The following is a 16,855-nucleotide window of genomic DNA, read 5'->3' on the forward strand; positions in this document are numbered from 1 at the left end:
CGACACCGAAGGCGGGCCGCGGCCCGCCTTCGGCGCGTCCGGCCCCGGTCAGCCCGGGGGGACGATGGTGTCGATCATCCGGTCCACCAGCACCCCGGGGTCCTCGTCGCCGAGCACGTCGGGCAGGGTCAGGGACTCCAGGAACAGGCCGGTCATCGCCAGGTAGAGCGTGATCACGGTGGAACGGTCCCCGGGGAAGCCGCCCTCCAGGTGGAGGCGCACGTTGTCCTCCAGGGTGTCGCGGATGGTGCGGGTGAGCTCCGTGCGGATGCCCGGGTGGCGGTTGGCCTCCAGGCGCAGTTCCAGCAGGGCCAGGTAGCCGTTGCGGTCGCCCCGGATCCGGCGCAGCAGGTCGTGCATGCCGACGCGGGTCTGTTCGCGGCTGGGCGCGGTGTCGGCGAACGACGCCATGAACTCCTCGGTGGGGGTCAGCCGCACGTGGACGTGGGCGCCCGCCTGCAGCAGCAGCTGGGCGCGGTCGCTGAAGTAGTTGGACGCGGTGCCGGTGGGGACGCCCGCGCGGGCGTCCACGGCGCGGAAGGTCAGCCCGCGCGCGCCCTCCTCGGCGAGCACGTCGATGGCGGCGTCCAGCAGGGCGCGGCGGCGCTCGGGGTTCCTGCGGACCATCGTCCGCCTCCTCTCTCTGCGTTCCCCTGGGGTGGGGAAGCGTGTTGCACGGACAACTTCAGGTGTAGTACTTTAAATGCAGTGGTCAACAGCCTACCCCAGGGAGACACCATGCATGTGAACCTCATCGGCACCGCCTACCTGTGCGACGAGCCCCGCGCGGCCGCCGACTGGTTCGTCGAGCACTTCGGCTTCGAGCTCGGCATCGACATCGGCTGGTACATCAACACCCAGCACCCGCAGCACAAGAACTTCTCGCTGGACTTCGTCGCCCGCGACCACGACTCCTCTCCGGAGGGGCTGCGCGGCCGGGCCGTCTCCGGAGCCCTCGTGGCCTTCCTCGTCCCCGACGTGGAGGCGGAGGAGAAGCGCCTGCGCGAGGCCGGGCTGGAGGTCACGCTGCCGCTGAGCCGCGAGCCCTGGGGGCAGTACCGCTTCCAGGTCGCCGGGCCGCAGGGGCTGTTCGTGGAGATCCTCCAGATGGTCGAGCCCGACCCGCAGTGGCTGAAGGACAACGGGTTCCTCCCGGAGTGATCCGGGGTGCTCCGCCGTGAACCCCGTCCGCACCCCGGTCCAGGCCGGGGTGCTCGTGCCCTCGAACGTGTTGCACCGCGGAGTCCTCCCCGGCGGAGGAGGTCGCCGTGGAGGACTCCTTCTACTCCCCGGTCGCCGTCGACGCGCGGACCTACCTCGGCCAGGAGGAGATCACCCTGGTGAGCACCTGGGACACGCTCTACGCCCCGCCCGGGCTCGACGGGGAACTCGCCCGCCTGCCGGTGGAGACCATGTACGCGGGGCCGGCCGAGGCCGCCCACGGGGAGTGGGTCCGGGTGGAGAACGCGCTGGTCGGGATCGACCCCGACACGCTGCACCCCGGGGTGCGGGGCTACTACGAGGAGCAGGGCCTGCTCTGACACGCGCCGGGGCGGCGGCGCGGGACGCGCCGCCGCCCCGACGGTCCCGCGTCCTACGGCCGGAGGTGTTCCGCCAGCGGGCCCAGCACCGCGATCCACTCGCGGACCAGGGTCTCCGCGACCACGCCCTCCAGGACGAAGGGGTCCTTCTCCAGCAGGGCGCGCACCTCCTCGGCGGAGCCGGCGCGGAACAGCAGCAGCGCGCCCGGGTCGTCCTGGGCGCCGAACGGGCCCGAGACCAGGTTGACGCCCTGCTCGGAGAGCCCGTTCAGGTACTCGCGGTGCGCGGGGCGGTGCTCGTCGCGGGCGGCGGTGCTGTTCTCGGCGTAGATGTAGGTGACGGCGTAGACGGCCATGGGGCGTCCCTCCTGGTGGCTGGGTTGTACCGCCCCATGATCCCGGACCGGCCGCGCCCGCGCGCGGCCGGGGCGCCGGGTCACCCCGTTGCGCGCCGCGGACCGCCCGGGGACCGGGGACGGCCTGAGTCAGCGGGCGCGGTGGGCGGCGTACTCCCAGGTGCGCACGACCATGTCGGCGCCCGAGCGGACGAGCGCGGCGGCCAGGACCAGGGTGAGGGCGACGGCCAGCACGTACACGGCGGCGGCGATGGCCCGGCGCGCCGCCCGGTGGCCGCGCGGGACCGGCGGCGGGGTCACCGGGCACCGCCCGCCGCTGCGGGCGCGGGGCCGCAGGCCAGCTCGGCGAACGCCCGGCCCTCGGGGAGCAGCAGCCAGGCCGCCAGCCCGTGCAGGCTGGGGTCGGCCCGCCCGTCGGGACCGGCCACCGCCGAGGTCAGGAACACCCGCACCGACCCGAAGTCCGCCTCCGCCCGGGCCAGCAGGTTGCCCAGCCCCAGGCGGTGCTCGGCCCACTCGCGCACCGGGACCGCGCCCGGGTCCACGGAGGTGCCGCGCACCAGGTCGCCGCGGGTGACCACCACCGCGAGCCGGCCGCTCGGGCCGCGTTCGGGAGACCGCCGGCCGCGCTCGACCTCGTCGCGCACCGTGCCGTAGGCCAGCTCCGGGTCGCGGGTGTGCGAGCGCTCCCCGGCCAGCCGGTCGCGTTCGGCGGCGGTCAGGCAGCGCCACACCGCCGGGATCCCCAGCGGGTCCACCACCAGCACGAACGTGGACGCCTCACCCAGGTAGGCGAGCTCCTCGGTGGTGGCGGAGCGGTTGAACCGCTCCCCGGCGGCGTCGAACACCTGCAGGACCAGGGCCCGGCGCCCCGCCCCCAGCCGCGCCGTCGCCGCGCGCACCTTGCGGCCCGGCGGGGTGGGGCGGGTGCGGTGGTCGGGGGCCGACACGCGCGCGCCCTCGCGGGAGAGCCGCGCCGCCTCCTCGCCGAGCGGTTCGAGGTAGGAGTCCGGCCCGTGCCGGGCCGCCTGCTCCAGGGCCAGGTGCAGCCCCGCCGCCAGCCGGGTCTTGCCCGCCCCCGTGCCGCCGAACAGCGGCAGCAGGAACTCGCGCGCCTCCCCGGGCCGGTGCTCCAGCGGCCGGTCGCAGTGCGGGCACAGCGTCTCCAGGTCGGCCGCGCCCAGCAGGATGAGGGTGGGCAGGGTGCGGTCGCAGCGGCAGCGCCTGCGCAGCAGGCCGCGCGCGCCCGGGCGGACCCGGTCGTGCCGCCGCCCGCAGCGGCCGCACAGGTAGGCCGGGTAGGGCAGCCGCCGGTAGCACTCCGGGCACACCATCCGGATCCGGCGCACCGTCCGCAGCCCCGTGTCCACCAGCCGCAGCGCCCCGGCCAGGGACCAGGCGGCCGCCAGGTAGGCGCCCACCACCAGGGCGTGGGCGGTGACGTGGGGGAGCAGCAGCACGCCCCACAGCGCGGACGCCCGCCAGGTCCGCCGCACCGCCGCGCACAGGTCCCACCAGGCCGGGCCGCCGTGGTACCCGCGGTGGGCCGGCTCCTCGCGGCCGTCGGGCACGGGCTCGGCGGGGTGGTCGCCGCCGAGCATGACCCGGTGCACCTCCCGCAGGTACAGCCACGTCAGGACGACCAGGCCCGCCACCGCGGCCAGCACCCCCGCGCCGACCAGCAGGCTCACCACCGCCGCCAGGATCCACCAGCGCAGCAGCACCACGACCGCGCCCACCGAGACCAGCAGGAGAACGCCCAGGAGGGCGGCCTCGGGCCGGGCCGCACCGCCGTCGTGTCCGCGGACGCCGCTCACACCCGGTCACCTCCCCGGACCCCGAACAGGCCGCGCCGGGACCGGTGCCCGCGCACCCACAGGTCGAACCCGGCGGCCTCCTCGCGCGGCAGCCGCCGCCGCACCCGTCCGGTGTTCCGCCGCCCCCAGCCCGCCAGGGCCGGGAGCAGCACCTCCTGTTCCACGACCGCCGCCCGCCCGGGGCCCAGCCCCGACCGCAGCGCCGCCAGGTACACGCGGGCGGCGGCGCCGGTGTCCGGCGGGTCGTCGCACAGGCGGTGGGCGGCCGCCTCCCGGTAGGCGACGAACACCTCCTCCGGGCAGTCCCGCAGCACCCGCGCCGCGGTCGGCGGCCCCCACCGGTCCAGCAGCAGCGCGGCCACGGCCCGCAGCGACACGTCGGCGGGGGTGGGGTGCGACCGGGCCAGCAGGGCCCACGGGCCGGGGGCGTCGGCCGCGCCGGACTCCACCGTCCGCGACCAGGAGTCCAGGGCCGCCTCCAGGGCCGCCCGGTCGCCGAGCACCCGCTCCGCCTCCGCCGGGATCCCCCCGCGCAGCGCGTGGCCCGCCACCTCCTCGGCCAGGGCGTGCCAGGCGGGTTCGGCGCCCACCGGGGGAGCGGCCAGCAGCGGCGCGCACACCCACCCCGCCACGTCCGGGGCCGTCCGCACCCCCGTCCCCAGGACCCGCAGCGTGCGCAGCGCGGCCCGGGGGCCGTGCCCGCGCCCCCACACCTCGTCCAGCAGCGACGCGTCCACGTCGTGCGCCGGCACCCCGGGGGATCCCGCCGCCCGGCCCCCGACACGGATCACGGCCACCTCCTCCAGCAGCCGGGCCGGGTCCTCCCGCCCGTCCAGGCCCAACCGCCGCAGCTCCCGCAGCAGCGCCCCGCCGTCGCGGTCCCCGGTGAACAGCGCGCCCACCGGGCCGCACGCCAGCTCGCCCAGCCGGTCCCGGGGCAGGTCGGCCAGCCGGGCCGCAGCCCCGCGCCGCACCTCCGGGTGGGCGGAGAGCAGGGCCTCGACCGCCGGTCCGGGGGCGTCCCCCGGCGGGGCGGCCGCCAGCAGCGGTCCCACCACCCCGTGCCCGTACCGCTCCAGCGCCAGGGCCGACGGGACCAGACCGCAGGCACGGGACCAGCGCAGCAGCTCCACCGCCCGCTCCGGCGGCGTCCACTCCGGAACGCCGTCCCGGCCGGGCGCGGCGGATCCGGGGAACGGCGCCGAGAGCAGGTCGGCGATCCGCTCCCGCGCCGCCTCCCGAACCGGCTCGGAACGCGTCGGCAGCGCGGCCGGGGCCGCCGCCCCCGCCACGATCCCGTCCAGGCAGCGGTGGACCACCAGCCGGTCCAGCCGGCCGATCAGCGCGGGCGAACCCGTCCGGTGCGCCACCCTCTGCAGGTCGGCCAGCACGCGGGCGTCGGCCGCCCCGTCGTCGACCACCCGGTCGGCCAGCGCCGCGGCGTCCCGGGCGGGCAGCCACTCCACGGCCGCCGGGAGCCAGGCGCGCACCGCGCGCAGCTCCGCCGCCGTCACACCGGTGGAGGGAGCGCCGGACGGGGCGGCGAGCAGTTCGGTGGCGACCAGCACCGGGTGCCAGTCCGCCAGGGAGGCCTCCCGGCCGCCCGCGCGGCGCTCCGCCGCCCGCCACAGCCGCTCGGCCCCCGCGGTCCCCGCCGCCACCGCCCGGGCGGCCGCCTCCCCGCTCGCGGGCGGCGGGGCGGGCAGCGCGTCCAGAGCGCCCACCACCGGGTCCACCACCGTGAACCGGCCCCGCAGCGGTTCCGGGTCGACGCCCGGCGGCACCCCCACCACGTGGGCGAACGTCTCCTGGGGGCTGGCGCAGTAGGTCGAGAACGCCATGGCCCGGGCCCGGTCCGGCGGCAGCAGGTGCGCCAGCGCCGCCACCCAGTGCGCCACCGTCGCGCTGTCGGCGACCAGTACCACCGGCCGCCCCCCGGCGATCGCGGCGTCCACCGCCGCCAGCAGCCGCACCACCAGCTCCGGCGGGCGGCGGCGCACCCAGGAGTCGGTGCGCGCCCGGCCCAGCGGTCCGCCGGGCACCTCCAGCACCGGCAGGTCGCGGTCGGACACCGGGGCCGACACCCAGAAGTCGGCGTCCCACAGCTCGGCCGCCAGCGGTCCGCCGGCCCCCACCAGGCTGTGCGCGAAGTAGTTGCCCGGCCGCCCCGACGGGTCCGGGCCGCACGACACGATCCGGCTCACCACCGGGTACCCGCCCAGGTCGGGGGAGTAGCACAGGTTCACCGGGTGCTCCTCCACCCGGCCGCCGGGCGGCTCGTACACGGTGAACCGCTCCACCTCCTGCAGCACCCGCTGGTCCACCCCCGGCGTGGCCGCGTTGAACTGGTAGCCCGCGTACCCCGACAGCCCGTGCTCGCACGAGGTGTAGTAGAGCTGCGCGAAACCCATCAGGACCGCCCTTCGCGGGACGGGACCACCCCGAAGCCGCCGAGCATCCACAGGAACGGGTCGGCGACCCGGTAGGGGCGCACCCCGCCCCGCAGGCGCTGCTCGGCGTCGGGGGCGTGCCCGAGCGCCGACACCCCGAAGTACCGGGCGTCGGCGTAGTGGTTGGTGATGTGCGCGTCGATGCGGCCGCCGTCCCACCGGTGCAGCAGCCGCCGGATCTGGACGTGCACGTCGCGGCTGTCGGACTCGTCGAAGTAGGGGGCGTCGGGCTGGGGGCGGCGCAGTGGCGAGCCCGGGTCGAGCGCGTCGTGGAACACGTCGAGCTTGGTCAGGCACACCGCCATCGGAACGGGGATGAGCCGCGAGGGTGAGCCCGCCCGGTGCAGCAGCAGGTCGGTGACCCGGCTCAGCATGTCCAGCGGCGGGTGCTCGGAGCGTTCGGACGGCGGCAGGGGGGTGCCGGGGGCGGCCTCGGCGCGGGCGCCCCGCATCCGCAGCGGGTCCAGCAGCAGGATGACCCCGTCGGCGTTGTCGAGGTAGCGCAGGTTGGTCTCCACGCTCTCCTGCGTGGTGAGGTCCTCGCCCGCGGTGTCGAAGAACGACAGCAGCGTGTGCCGGGGGCGGCGCGACCACGGGCCGCGCGGGCGGGTGGTGAACCGGAACACCAGGGGCTCGCGGGCCGCCCCGGTGCGGCGGGTGGCGGCCAGCAGGCGGGCGTCGTCGTACAGCGGGGACTCGTAGTCGGTGTGGAAGCGGTGCCGGGTGTGGTCGTCGGACCCGCCGACCGAGGCCTGGAACCGGGCGCCGACCCGGTGCATCAGCTCGTGGATGAGCACGGTCATGAACACGGTCTTGCCGGACTCGCGGGCGCCGACTAGAGCAATGAGGCGGCCGGGGATGCGGCCGAAGTTCACCGGCAGCCGGGCGTGGCAGGTGACGCACACCCGGGTCGCGGTGGAGGCGCCGCAGTCGGGGCACACCGCGCGGGGGCGGCGGCCGTCGGCGGCGAACACCGGCGGCAGGCGCTCGCGGCGGCCCAGGTGGGCGCGGACCGCGGCGTCGTCGACGGGGGCGCACCGGGAGCCGTCGGGGCCGGGGCGGCCGGTGCAGCGGAACAGGATGAGGCGTTCGGTGAGCCGGGTGTAGCAGTAGGGGCACACGAGGCGGTCGGCGCGCGCCGGGCGCAGCAGGTCGAGAGCGGTCAAAGGCGGAGCTCCTTCACCGAGGGCTGGCACAGCCGGGTGCCGTGCGGGTCGTCCCCCACGGGGAGGCACACCAGCCAGGCGGGGCCGGAGGGCCGGGGCGGGCGGACCCGCAGGGACAGCCGCCGGCCCGCGGTGAGCCGCTGGGACGGGAACACGGCCAGCACCCGGCCCTGGTCGGCGCGGTCCGGCGGGAACCCGCCCTCGGCGTAGACGACGGCGACGCGCGGGGAGGTGCAGTCGGTCCGGGCGGCCAGGGTGACCCGCCGGTCGCGGCGCAGCAGCCCGGCGGGGACGACGTGGTAGTCGAGCACGGGGCCGCCGGGGACGGTGAGGGCGGCGGGCGGGCCCGGGACGCCGCCGACGACGGCGCGCACGGCCACCCGCACCGGGCCGGGGCCCATGGGGGCCTCGAACCCGCCCCCGGCCTCGTACCGGGGGCGCTCGCACAGGCGCTCGCCGCCCTGCGGGGAGCCGAAGGAGCGCCAGGACACCCGGGCGGCGGCCGCCTCCTCGGGCCAGGTCCAGCCCAGCCGCACCAGGTCGCCGAACCGCCGTGCGTGCAGCCCCGTCACGGAGGGCACGGCCACCACCCGCACGGAACCGCCGACCACGGCCTGGTCGCCGCACGAGGTCACCGCCACCACGTGGTGCGTCCCCGCCCCCAGCGCCACGCCCACCCGCACCCGCTCCGGCCGCGCGGTGCCCGTTCCCTCGGGGGCGCCGGCCGTCCCGGACCCCTCGGCCGCCGTTCGGTCCCCGGTCGTCCCGGATACCTCGATCGCCTCGTGGGCATCGAGCGTCTCGCGGCTTCCAGCCGTCCCGGGGGCACCGGCGGCCCAGGAGGGCTCGGGCATCGCCGGTGGGGGCGTCACCCGTATCTCGTGGGCATCAGGGGTCTCGGGGGACACAGGCGTCACCGTTGCGGTCGCCGGCGGGCGGCCGGTGCGCCGTCCGCTGCGGACCACTCCGGCCCCGGCGGCACCACCGGTGTCGGCGCCGCCGGGACCGGGGGGCGCGGGCGGGTCGGTGAAGGGCACGGGGTCACCGTGCGCGGCGAGGTCGGCCGGGGGGACGCGGGCGCCCGGGGGCCAGGGCGGCGGAGCGGGCGCGGTGCGCAGGGACACGCGCCCGCGGGCCGGCGGGGTCCAGGAGGCGGTGAACCCGCCCTCGTCGTCCGGCACCACCAGCAGGTCCTCCACCGGCGGCGGGGGCGGGCCCGGCACCACCCGGCGCACCAGTCCCTCCGAGCCGCAGGCCGAGCCCCCCGAGGTCAGGTACACCGCCCGCACGCGGTAGTAGTACTCCACGTCCGGCCGCACGTCCGGATCCCGGAACCCCATCCCGTCGGTCGCCACGCGGACCCCGTCGCCGCCCCGCGGCGGGGCGCCCTCGCCGCGCACCACCTCCACCCGGACCGCCTCCGGCGGCACCCGCCACGACCCCGACACGTCCCGTTCGCCCGCGTGCACGGACAGGTCCGCGACCTCCGGGGCGAGCAGCACCGGGTCGGTCGCGACCGGCTCGGAGAGGCCCCGCCCCTCGCGCACCGCCGCCACCGTGTACCGCACCTCCGCGCCCACCGGCAGCCCCGGGTCGATGAGCTCCGTCCCGTTCACCTCCCCGACCGGCACCTCCCGGCCGCCGCGGCCCACCCGGCGCAGCACCCGGTAGCCGATCCGCCCCACCAGGCTCGGGCTGGGCCGCCACACCACCACGGCGCCGCGCCCCTCCACCCGGGCGCGCACCTCGCGCGGCGGCAGCGGCGGCACCTCGCCCAGGCGCGCCACCAGGGCCTCGTCGTCGGCGGCCAGCGCGCAGGCGTCGGCCAGCGCCCGTGCCGCCTCCTCGTCGCGGCCCTCGCGCAGCGCCGCCTCCGCCCGGGCCGACAGTTCGTCCACCCGGGCCGCGCGCTCCCGGACCTGGGCGGCCAGCCCGTGGTCGGCGGGCAGGTCCGCCGCCGCGGCCTGGGCCTGGCGCAGCTGGTCGTCGGCGAGCAGGTCGCGCACCTCGCGTTCGGCGCGGGCGATCCGGTCCGAGCCCGCCGGGCGGCGGCGCACCGCCGCCGCCAGCAGGGCCGCCTCCGACTCCAGCAGCCCCCGGCGGACCCAGGGGCGGGCCAGCGCCGCCTCGCCCACCTCGGCCGGCCGCGCCCGCAGGTCCTCGGCGACCTCCCACAGCACCACGGCGTCGCGCCCGGCGCGGGAGCCGCAGGAGCGCAGCACGCCCAGCACGCTCTCCGCCGCCGCCTTGCCCTCGGTCAGCGGCTCCACCTGCACCCGCGCCACCGCCTCGTCCAGCGCCGCGTCGTCCAGGACGCCGCCGTCCGCCAGCCGGAACCCGTCCACCACCGTGAACCCGCCCGCCAGCCGCCCCGCCCCGAACACCACCTCGGGGGAGAACACCGCGCCCCGCGTGCGCAGGTTGTCGCGCAGGCTGCGGAAGGTCCGCACCGGCGGCTGCACCGGCAGCTCCGGCAGGCGCTCCACCACCCGCACGCCCCGCTCCCGCAGCAGGCGCTCGGCCTCGGCCTCGGGCAGGCCCACCGACCCGGCCATCGCCCGCAGCGACCAGCGGTCCACCAGGGAGGTGGCGAGCCCGTCGACGATGTCGGACCACTCCGCCAGCGCCCGCCGCGCGGTCTCGTCCCGCACCCGGGAGAAGTGCGCGTGGGTGAGCGCGCCCTCCCGGTCCAGCCGCTCGTGCGCCGCCACCAGGTCCACCAGGACCCGGCGCAGGGTGCGGCGCCGCGCCTGGAGCCCCCGCCAGTAGGTGCACACCGCCGCGACGTGCGCGGTGAACGCCCCCGGGTCGGCGGCCAGCCGCCGCTCCAGCTCCGGGCCCACCCCGTAGCGCACGAACAGGTCGGCGGGCGGCCCGCCGGTGCGCGCCGCCGCCAGCACCTCGTCCTCGTACCGCCGCCGTTCCCGTACGTCCCAGGGCACCGCCGTCCGCTCCCTCGCCGCAGTCCGCTCCGCACCGTCCCCGCGCCCGCGTCCGGCGGGCCCCGGGGTCACCCCGAGGTGCGGATCGACGCGATGGCGTCCCGGGCCCGGCGCACCTCCTCCTCGCCCATCCCGCCGATCCGGATGTCGAACCGGATCTCGCTGCCGCCGGCCGGGTCCCAGCCGCGCACCGCGAGCATCCCGGTGGCGCCCAGGCTGAACTCGATCCGGAACGGCGTCCCCGCCGGACCCTTGGGCAGCCCGGTGAGCAGGGCGTCCCCGATCCGGAGGTTGTGCTCCAGCTCCTCGGAGGCCACCGAGCCGGCCTGCTCCCACACGTCGATCTCGACCTGCTCCTGGTCCGGCCACACCGTCGCGAACCCGTCCTCCACCGTCACCGGCAGCGGCGTGTTGGCCCGGATGAGGTGGCTGATGTACTGGCGGGCCCGGCCCGGGTCGGTCGCGAACACCGGGTCGGAGCCGTCGGTGGCCTTGACCCCGAAGGCGCGCGGCGACACGCCCGTGACGGTCTTGTTCGCCAGCCGCTCCACCTCCTCCCGGGTGATGCCCAGGGCGGCGCCCACCTCCTCGGCCCGGCGGGCGCGCTCGGCGGGGTCGCGGTCCGGCGCCTCCATGACGTTCTTGACCTGCCGGACCAGGGCGAACAGGGCGGCGCCCTTGGCCACCGCAAGGTCGGGCTCGTGCAGGTGCGGCTCGAACCCGAAGCGCTCGCGCAGCGACCGCGCCACCACCGGCATGCGGGTCATCCCGCCCACCAGCAGGACGTCGTCCAGCCGCTCCACCCCGCGCTCGCGGGCCGCCTCCAGGGTGCGCTCGGTGATGGTGAGGGTGCGCTCCAGCAGGTCGGAGGTGAGGGCCTCCAGGTCGCCGCGGGTGAACTCCACGCGCACCGTCGACCCGGCGAAGCGCAGGTTGTGCCGGGCGCGCTCGCGGGTGCTGAGCGAGCGCTTGATCTGCTCGGCCGCCGACGCCACGTCCTGCAGGAACTGCTCGTCCCCGGCCGGGTCGGGGTCCGGGTGGTGCTCGGTGAACAGCTCCAGCAGCAGGTCGGCGAGCTTGTGGTCCCAGTCCGCGCCGCCCAGCCGGTGGTCGCCGTCGGTGCACACCACGCGCACGTCCTCGTCCTCCACCCGGATGACCGTGGTGTCGAAGGTGCCGCCGCCCAGGTCGAAGACCAGCAGGTGGCGCACGCCCGAGCCGGAGTCCAGGCTCTGGTAGTGCAGGGCGGCGGCCACCGGCTCGGGCACCACGTCCAGCACGTTCAGGCCGGCGATGAGCCCGGCGCGGCGGGTGGCCTCCTTCTCGTGCACGCCGAAGTAGGCGGGCACGGTGATGACCACGTCCTCGACCTTGTCCCGGGTGTGCTCGCCGGCGGCCCGGGCCAGCTCGCGCAGGATCAGCGCCGAGACCGACTCCGGGTCGTGGGCCCGGCCGTGGAACTCGTAGCGGGCGTCGGTGCCCATCTGCCGTTTGACCAGGGAGACGACCATGTCGGGGAAGAGGAGGGCGGTGTTCTTGGCCTCCTCGCCGACCACGACGTTGTGGGCGGACTCGAAGTACACGACGGAGGGGGTGGTGTCGTTGCCCATGGCGTTCTTGGTGACGGTGGCCCGGCCGGTGCCGTCCACGAACGCCGTGCAGGAGTAGGTGGTGCCCAGGTCGATTCCGTAGGTGGTCATGAGCCTTTCCCAGGTGTGGCGGCCCCCTCGGGGGACGCCGGGCCGACGTGGCGGAAGAAGCGGGCGTGGACCCGGCGCCGGATCCGCCCGGTGACGGTGTCCCGGAAGCCGGGGGCGGTGATCTCGGCGACGGTGCCGTCGCGCTCCGGGTCGGGGTGGTCGACGGTGGCCAGCGGACGGTGCAGGTCGGCGCGGAAGGGGTCGCCGACGTCGGCGTGGACGGGTTCGACGCCCAGCCGCTCCAGGGAGAGCAGGGTGTCGTCGGCGAACCCGGCCAGCAGGTCGGCCAGCCGCTCCTCACCGCGTTCGCGCAGGCCGCGGGCCTCGCGGGCGAGCTGGTCGTGCAGGTGGACGAGGTCGGTGACGACGGGGTCGAAGAGGGTGCGGTCCTGGCCGGCGCGCAGCTCACGGTTCTCGGCGTGCAGGCGGTCGATGACCGCCTCCCGGTGCCGGGCGCGCTCGTCGAGGGCGGCCAGCCGGTCGTCGAGGGAGGCGAGGACCTGTTCCAGGGGGCGGGGGGAGTCGGGGGTTGCCGTGTCGTCGGACGCCGTCATCGGGCCGCCTTTCACCGCCGATTTCCACGAGTGGCGTTACCGGTCTCCTTTTGCCGAGGATACTCCGGCGGAGGTGGCGGAAAAAGGGAAACACGTCAACCCGTGGAGGGTGTGGCGTCCCAGGTCACATTCGTCTCCTTTTGTTCTCTGGAGAACTTTTCCGGAATGCGACCGAAATGCGGTCGGGAGTGACTTATTGGTTTCCCGATGGATTTGCGGTGATCCCCGGGGTGCCCGGAGTTCCCGGTGGTACTGCGCGGTTTCCCGTGTCCCCTGGAACAGGAGATGGGAAACAGGACCATTCGGCCTTTCCTGACGGGTCCGTCCGGAACAGGATCTGTCTCGGAGGTGGAACCGTGCCCCCGTCCATCTCCGCCCCGCCCCCACGTGACGGAGAGGACCCCCATGGCAGGCTGCTTCATCAACTACCGCACAGGCGATGGCGAGCACATCGCCGCCCTGTTGGACCGGGACCTGTCCCGCAGGTTCGGTGAGCACGAGGTCTTCCTGGCGAGCAAGTCGATCGAGGCGGGTGAGGACTTCACCCGGGCCCTGGTCGACGCGGTGCGACGCTGTGACGTTCTCATCGCCGTGATCGGACCCGAGTGGACCCGGGTCCCCGGACCCGGCGGCACCGCCCCCGCCTTCTCAGACCCCGCGGACTGGACGCGCCGGGAGATCGCCATGGCCCTGGATGCCGGGACCCCGGTGATCCCCGTCCTGTTCGGCGATGCCCCTCGGCTGCGCGCGGCCGACCTCCCCGAGGACATCCAGGGGCTGGCCCGCTGCCAGTACCGCCGCTATCACCACCGGACCTCACAGAGCGGCCTGGACGACATCGCCGACGCGATCGCCATCGCGGTCCCGCGCCTGGAGGAAGGGGCCGGACCCGCGCAGGAGCCACGGCCCGAGGACATCGGCAACACCATGCGCGATGTGGGGGGAACGGGGGTACAGGTGCGCGACATCGGCGACGGTGGGACGCTCATCGCCGGGAACTCAGGGCCGGTCGCCGGGCGGGACTCCTACAGCGGCTCCACCGTGCACCACGGCTCCGGGGACCAGATCCTCGGAACCCAGTACCGCAGCACCCGCCGTGAGGAGCGCCGGTGACCGTGGACGGCCCGCTGACGACCGAGGGCGGTGGGACGCTCATCGCCGGGAACTCAGGGCCGGTCGCCGGCCGGGACAGCTACGAGGGCTCCGCGGCGCACCACGGCTCCGGGGCCCAGTACGTCTTCACCGGCGCCCTGGGAGCCGAGGCCTCCGCGCTGCTGATCGAACCGCTGACGCGCGCGAAGCGCCCCCGCATCTCCGTCACCAAAGACCGGCTGGCCGAGCTGCGAGCCCGCTACGTCGCCCCGCAGGGGTACGACGAGGAACAGGTACGGGAGGAGTTGCGTCGGCACGGGACCGTCGCGCTGTCCGGCGATCCCGGGGCGGGGCTCGGCACGGTCGCGCACATGACGCTGATCCCCGCGGGCCATGAGGGACGCCGTGACCTGCGCCGTGTCGACGCCGAGGAATGGCCCCGGCCCGCGTTGACCGTTGGAACGGTCGACCCCGACGAACTCCTTCTCCTCGACCTCGGCGGATCCCCGGGAACGCGTCCGGGACGCCTTCGCTCCGAACTGGAGTTCCTGGTCTCCGAGGTCCGCACGGCCGGGGCCTGGATGATCGTCCTCGTCGATACCGAGGACGAGGCCGAACTCCCCGGTGAGCTGCGGGACCGCTGTGTACGGGTACGCCGACCCGAACCGCGCAGCGTCATCCTCCGGCATGTGCGCGGTACGCGGATACCCCCGCCCCATCTGATCCCCGACGCCGTGGACGCCTGGGCGCGGGACGCGGCCATGGCCGACATCACCGCTCTGGTACGGCGTGCCGAACAGGAGGAAGGGGAGTGCGCGGACCGCCTTCTCGCCGCCCTCGGCGTCGACACGGACGACGTGATACGCGAGATCGCCGGATACAGCGGGCGCAGACGGGCCGTCCTGTTCACCGGAGCCTTCCTGGAAGGCGCCGCGGTGGAACAGCACGTGGCCGCCGTGGATCGCTTGATGGCCGAGGTCCGTTCTCCCGAGGACGACACACCTCCCTTGGAGCGGCGCTCCTTCACCGATGAGCTGAAGAGCGTGGGGCTCCGCGTGGACGCGGAACGCCGTGTCCGTTTCCGCAGCCCCGGCCGTGCGCAGGCCGTCAGGAACGCTTTCTGGGACACACACCCCCACCTCCAGGGGGAGTTCGCCGCCTGGGTGGACACCTGCACGGCCGACCCCGGCATGTCCGATCCGGAGCGCGAGGACATGGCCCGCTTCTGGGCCGCCCAGGTGTTGCGGACCCGCCGCTCGGACGCCTTGCTGGCACGGGTGCCCGGCTGGTCCCAGGACCGCCGTGCCTCCCAGGCGGCACTGATTCTGGGTGAGGCGCTCAAGGACGCCTGGCAGGGTGCGGCCGCTCGCGGAGCGATCTACCAGTGGGCGCGCAATCCCAGGCTGGACCGGAATACGGCCAGAGTGCTGATCGCCGTCTGCGCCCGGGACCTAGTGGCCACCCACCCCGACGGAGCGCTCGTCCGCCTGCACCTGCTCGCGGAGAACAGCGACCCCGTCGTCGCGGCGGAGGCCGTGGACGTGCTCGCCGCCCTCGTCGAGGACCCCCAGCTGTACCGCGCCCTGCTGCGCAGGGTCTCGGGAAAGCTCCACGGATCCGATCGCAGGGACCGGGCCGTCGACCGGGAGCTGTTCGCCCTCCTGACCGACCCCGAACGGCTCGTTTCCTCATGGTCCGGGCCGCTCGCGGAGCAGAAGGTCCGCACGTGGATCAGAGCCGGCCTGGAGGGGATCTTCGCACACGCTCCACAGGAAGCCCCTGCCCACGCGGAGCGGTTGTTCGACGCCCCCGAACCGATGCCGGGGCTCCTCGTCGAGGCCGCTCACGGCACCGGCCGTGCCTGCCTGCTCTACGCGACCGCTCTGCGCTGGCCGGGGCGGGCACGGGACACCGAGCTGAGCTCCCTGCGCTCCGAGCGGTCCCGCGAGCTCCTGCGGCGGATCGACCGGGCCCAGGGCCTGGATCTGGAGATCCGCGTCCCCCGAGAAGAAGAAAAGGAGACACGATGAGCGGTCCCGCCCGTAAACGGGTCATCATCATGGCCGTGACTGTGGTGGTCACCCCTGCCGCCCTCTACCCCTTCGCCCAGGGGTGGACCCTGGTATGGACGCCCCTGGTGTGGGCCCTGGTGGGAGTCCTCCTGCTCCTGTCCTCGTCCTTCGCCGCGGAGCGGACGCCGGTCGTCGGAGCCGACGGCACCGCGCCCCGGAGCGAGCCCGGACCGGTGCAGACGACGCGGGTCCGGGACGCCCGGCTGACCAGTGCCGAGGCCGACTACATGTTCCTCTTCTCGGCCACGGTGCGGTGGCGGTGGACGCGGGGGGAGGCACCAGAGGTACGCAACCCGGCGGGCCGGGTGGAGAACCTGGTCGTCTCCACCGCCCGGAGGGTCGCCGGAACCCACGCCGCCGCGGAGGCCGACCTCGTCCGGCACACCCTGGCCGAGCTTTTGGGTACGGCGCTGGTCACCGGTGACGGAACGATGGAGGTGTGGGCCGAGGACGTCGTCGTCCGCCTCACCGAAGAGGACGCGGAACGGTTGGCGAGGCTCGCCGAACTCCGCAAGAAGTGCGACGAGTGGGAGATGGAGTGCGAACTGGAGGCCCGCAAACGCGCACACTTCTCCGACGATGTGTTCTCCACCCCCGGGAACGCCGTCATCTGGGACCTCGTGCGCAACGGCGCCGATGTCACCAGGACGGCGCGGTTGGTGGACATCCTCGCCTACGTTTCAGAGGCGGGGAAGGGAACGGACCTGGAAGACCTGCGGGAACGGCTGCGCGGGTGGGAGCCGGAACTGGCCGAGGCGCTGCAGGAGTTCGGGTCCGCGCCCGCGGTCTCAAGGGTCGTTCCCCCCTGGATGGAGGAGGGCGGCGACGACGAGGAGTGGGAGGGGCTCCGGCAGCAGAACCGGGACCAGGACCCGTTGGACGTGTTCGCCGCCGTTATCGACGAGGCGGGGGACGAGCACATCCGCTTGGCCGTGGCGAACCGCATCTCCGACGTGCTGGCCCAGACGGCCCAGGCTCCGCTGGCTGCGCGTCTGCGCGTGCACTACGACCCCGGCGGCGGCCCCGCCCCAGACCCCGAGGCCGGTCCGCCCGGCGGGGATCCGGATGGGGCTCCCACCGTGCCGTCGCCGGGTCCGGTGAACGGGGTACCGGTCCGCTGATCCCCGCCGACCGAGCCCGGGCGGCCGGATCCCGTCGACCGACT

At 75.7% G+C, this 16,855-nt stretch carries 14 protein-coding genes; 5 read left to right on the forward strand and 9 right to left on the reverse strand.

What is annotated here, in order from left to right; genetic code table 11:
* Positions 1-48 precede the first annotated feature (48 nt).
* Positions 49-627, reverse strand: a complete 579-nt coding sequence (locus ACFVNO_RS17170) for a TetR/AcrR family transcriptional regulator (RefSeq protein WP_378893634.1) — start codon at positions 625-627, stop codon at positions 49-51.
* A gap of 111 nt (positions 628-738) precedes the next feature.
* Between ACFVNO_RS17170 and ACFVNO_RS17175 the strand changes: the two genes are divergently transcribed.
* Together ACFVNO_RS17175 and ACFVNO_RS17180 are read left to right on the forward strand one after the other, a co-directional pair.
* Entirely contained in the window at positions 739-1,161 is a 423-nt protein-coding gene (locus ACFVNO_RS17175; RefSeq protein WP_355265461.1) for a VOC family protein, read from the forward strand.
* Positions 1,162-1,268: 107 nt separating this feature from the next.
* Positions 1,269-1,541: a hypothetical protein gene (locus tag ACFVNO_RS17180; protein ID WP_378893638.1), complete on the forward strand. Its 273-nt coding sequence runs from the start codon at positions 1,269-1,271 to the stop codon at positions 1,539-1,541.
* A 53-nt stretch (positions 1,542-1,594) separates the two neighbouring features.
* Here ACFVNO_RS17180 and ACFVNO_RS17185 read toward each other — a convergent pair whose 3' ends face one another.
* The 8 genes from ACFVNO_RS17185 to grpE all read right to left on the reverse strand — a co-directional run bounded on the left by ACFVNO_RS17185 (position 1,595) and on the right by grpE (position 12,526).
* Complete coding sequence (locus ACFVNO_RS17185) at positions 1,595-1,897, reverse strand: YciI family protein (RefSeq protein WP_355265455.1); 303 nt, start codon at positions 1,895-1,897, stop codon at positions 1,595-1,597.
* 129 nt (positions 1,898-2,026) lie between these two features.
* Positions 2,027-2,197: a hypothetical protein gene (locus tag ACFVNO_RS17190; protein WP_378893642.1), complete on the reverse strand. Its 171-nt coding sequence runs from the start codon at positions 2,195-2,197 to the stop codon at positions 2,027-2,029.
* On the reverse strand, positions 2,194-3,714 hold the full coding sequence (locus ACFVNO_RS17195; protein ID WP_355265449.1) for a hypothetical protein: 1,521 nt from the start codon (positions 3,712-3,714) through the stop codon (positions 2,194-2,196). Before ACFVNO_RS17195 ends, ACFVNO_RS17190 begins: the two co-directional genes overlap by 4 nt.
* Positions 3,711-6,125, reverse strand: coding sequence for a GTPase-associated protein 1-related protein (locus ACFVNO_RS17200; RefSeq protein ID WP_355265446.1), 2,415 nt, complete (start codon positions 6,123-6,125; stop codon positions 3,711-3,713). The genes ACFVNO_RS17195 and ACFVNO_RS17200 overlap by 4 nt, the downstream gene beginning before the upstream one ends.
* The gene (locus ACFVNO_RS17205) at positions 6,125-7,330 is read right to left on the reverse strand and encodes a hypothetical protein (RefSeq protein ID WP_355265443.1); all 1,206 of its coding nucleotides are present in this window, start codon (positions 7,328-7,330) and stop codon (positions 6,125-6,127) included. Before ACFVNO_RS17205 ends, ACFVNO_RS17200 begins: the two co-directional genes overlap by 1 nt.
* The gene (locus tag ACFVNO_RS17210) at positions 7,327-10,272 is read right to left on the reverse strand and encodes a fibronectin type III domain-containing protein (protein WP_355265440.1); all 2,946 of its coding nucleotides are present in this window, start codon (positions 10,270-10,272) and stop codon (positions 7,327-7,329) included. Before ACFVNO_RS17210 ends, ACFVNO_RS17205 begins: the two co-directional genes overlap by 4 nt.
* A gap of 68 nt (positions 10,273-10,340) precedes the next feature.
* Positions 10,341-11,972, reverse strand: coding sequence for an Hsp70 family protein (locus tag ACFVNO_RS17215; RefSeq protein WP_220562781.1), 1,632 nt, complete (start codon positions 11,970-11,972; stop codon positions 10,341-10,343).
* Positions 11,969-12,526, reverse strand: a complete 558-nt coding sequence (gene grpE, locus ACFVNO_RS17220) for a nucleotide exchange factor GrpE (RefSeq protein WP_378893648.1) — start codon at positions 12,524-12,526, stop codon at positions 11,969-11,971. The genes ACFVNO_RS17215 and grpE overlap by 4 nt, the downstream gene beginning before the upstream one ends.
* A gap of 405 nt (positions 12,527-12,931) precedes the next feature.
* Between grpE and ACFVNO_RS17225 the strand changes: the two genes are divergently transcribed.
* Genes ACFVNO_RS17225 through ACFVNO_RS17235 form a run of 3 tightly spaced genes read left to right on the forward strand, consistent with a single transcriptional unit; the run spans position 12,932 to position 16,811 of the window.
* Positions 12,932-13,639: a toll/interleukin-1 receptor domain-containing protein gene (locus tag ACFVNO_RS17225; RefSeq protein WP_378893650.1), complete on the forward strand. Its 708-nt coding sequence runs from the start codon at positions 12,932-12,934 to the stop codon at positions 13,637-13,639.
* Positions 13,636-15,648 carry a hypothetical protein gene (locus tag ACFVNO_RS17230; RefSeq protein WP_378893652.1) on the forward strand — a complete coding sequence of 671 codons (2,013 nt, stop codon included), beginning with the start codon at positions 13,636-13,638 and terminating at the stop codon, positions 15,646-15,648. Before ACFVNO_RS17225 ends, ACFVNO_RS17230 begins: the two co-directional genes overlap by 4 nt.
* On the forward strand, positions 15,645-16,811 hold the full coding sequence (locus ACFVNO_RS17235; protein WP_378893654.1) for a hypothetical protein: 1,167 nt from the start codon (positions 15,645-15,647) through the stop codon (positions 16,809-16,811). Before ACFVNO_RS17230 ends, ACFVNO_RS17235 begins: the two co-directional genes overlap by 4 nt.
* Positions 16,812-16,855 lie beyond the last annotated feature (44 nt).

The organism is Nocardiopsis sp. NPDC057823 (assembly GCF_042797335.1).
GTDB lineage: Bacteria > Actinomycetota > Actinomycetes > Streptosporangiales > Streptosporangiaceae > Nocardiopsis > Nocardiopsis changdeensis.

Coding starts and splice junctions, on each gene's coding strand:
- ACFVNO_RS17170 (WP_378893634.1), bottom strand. CDS start 627: ATGGTCCGCAGGAACCCCGAGCGCCGCCGCGCCCTGCTGGACGCCGCC.
- ACFVNO_RS17175 (WP_355265461.1), top strand. CDS start 739: ATGCATGTGAACCTCATCGGCACCGCCTACCTGTGCGACGAGCCCCGC.
- ACFVNO_RS17185 (WP_355265455.1), bottom strand. CDS start 1,897: ATGGCCGTCTACGCCGTCACCTACATCTACGCCGAGAACAGCACCGCC.
- ACFVNO_RS17200 (WP_355265446.1), bottom strand. CDS start 6,125: ATGGGTTTCGCGCAGCTCTACTACACCTCGTGCGAGCACGGGCTGTCG.
- ACFVNO_RS17215 (WP_220562781.1), bottom strand. CDS start 11,972: ATGACCACCTACGGAATCGACCTGGGCACCACCTACTCCTGCACGGCG.
- grpE (WP_378893648.1), bottom strand. CDS start 12,526: ATGACGGCGTCCGACGACACGGCAACCCCCGACTCCCCCCGCCCCCTG.
- ACFVNO_RS17225 (WP_378893650.1), top strand. CDS start 12,932: ATGGCAGGCTGCTTCATCAACTACCGCACAGGCGATGGCGAGCACATC.
- ACFVNO_RS17235 (WP_378893654.1), top strand. CDS start 15,645: ATGAGCGGTCCCGCCCGTAAACGGGTCATCATCATGGCCGTGACTGTG.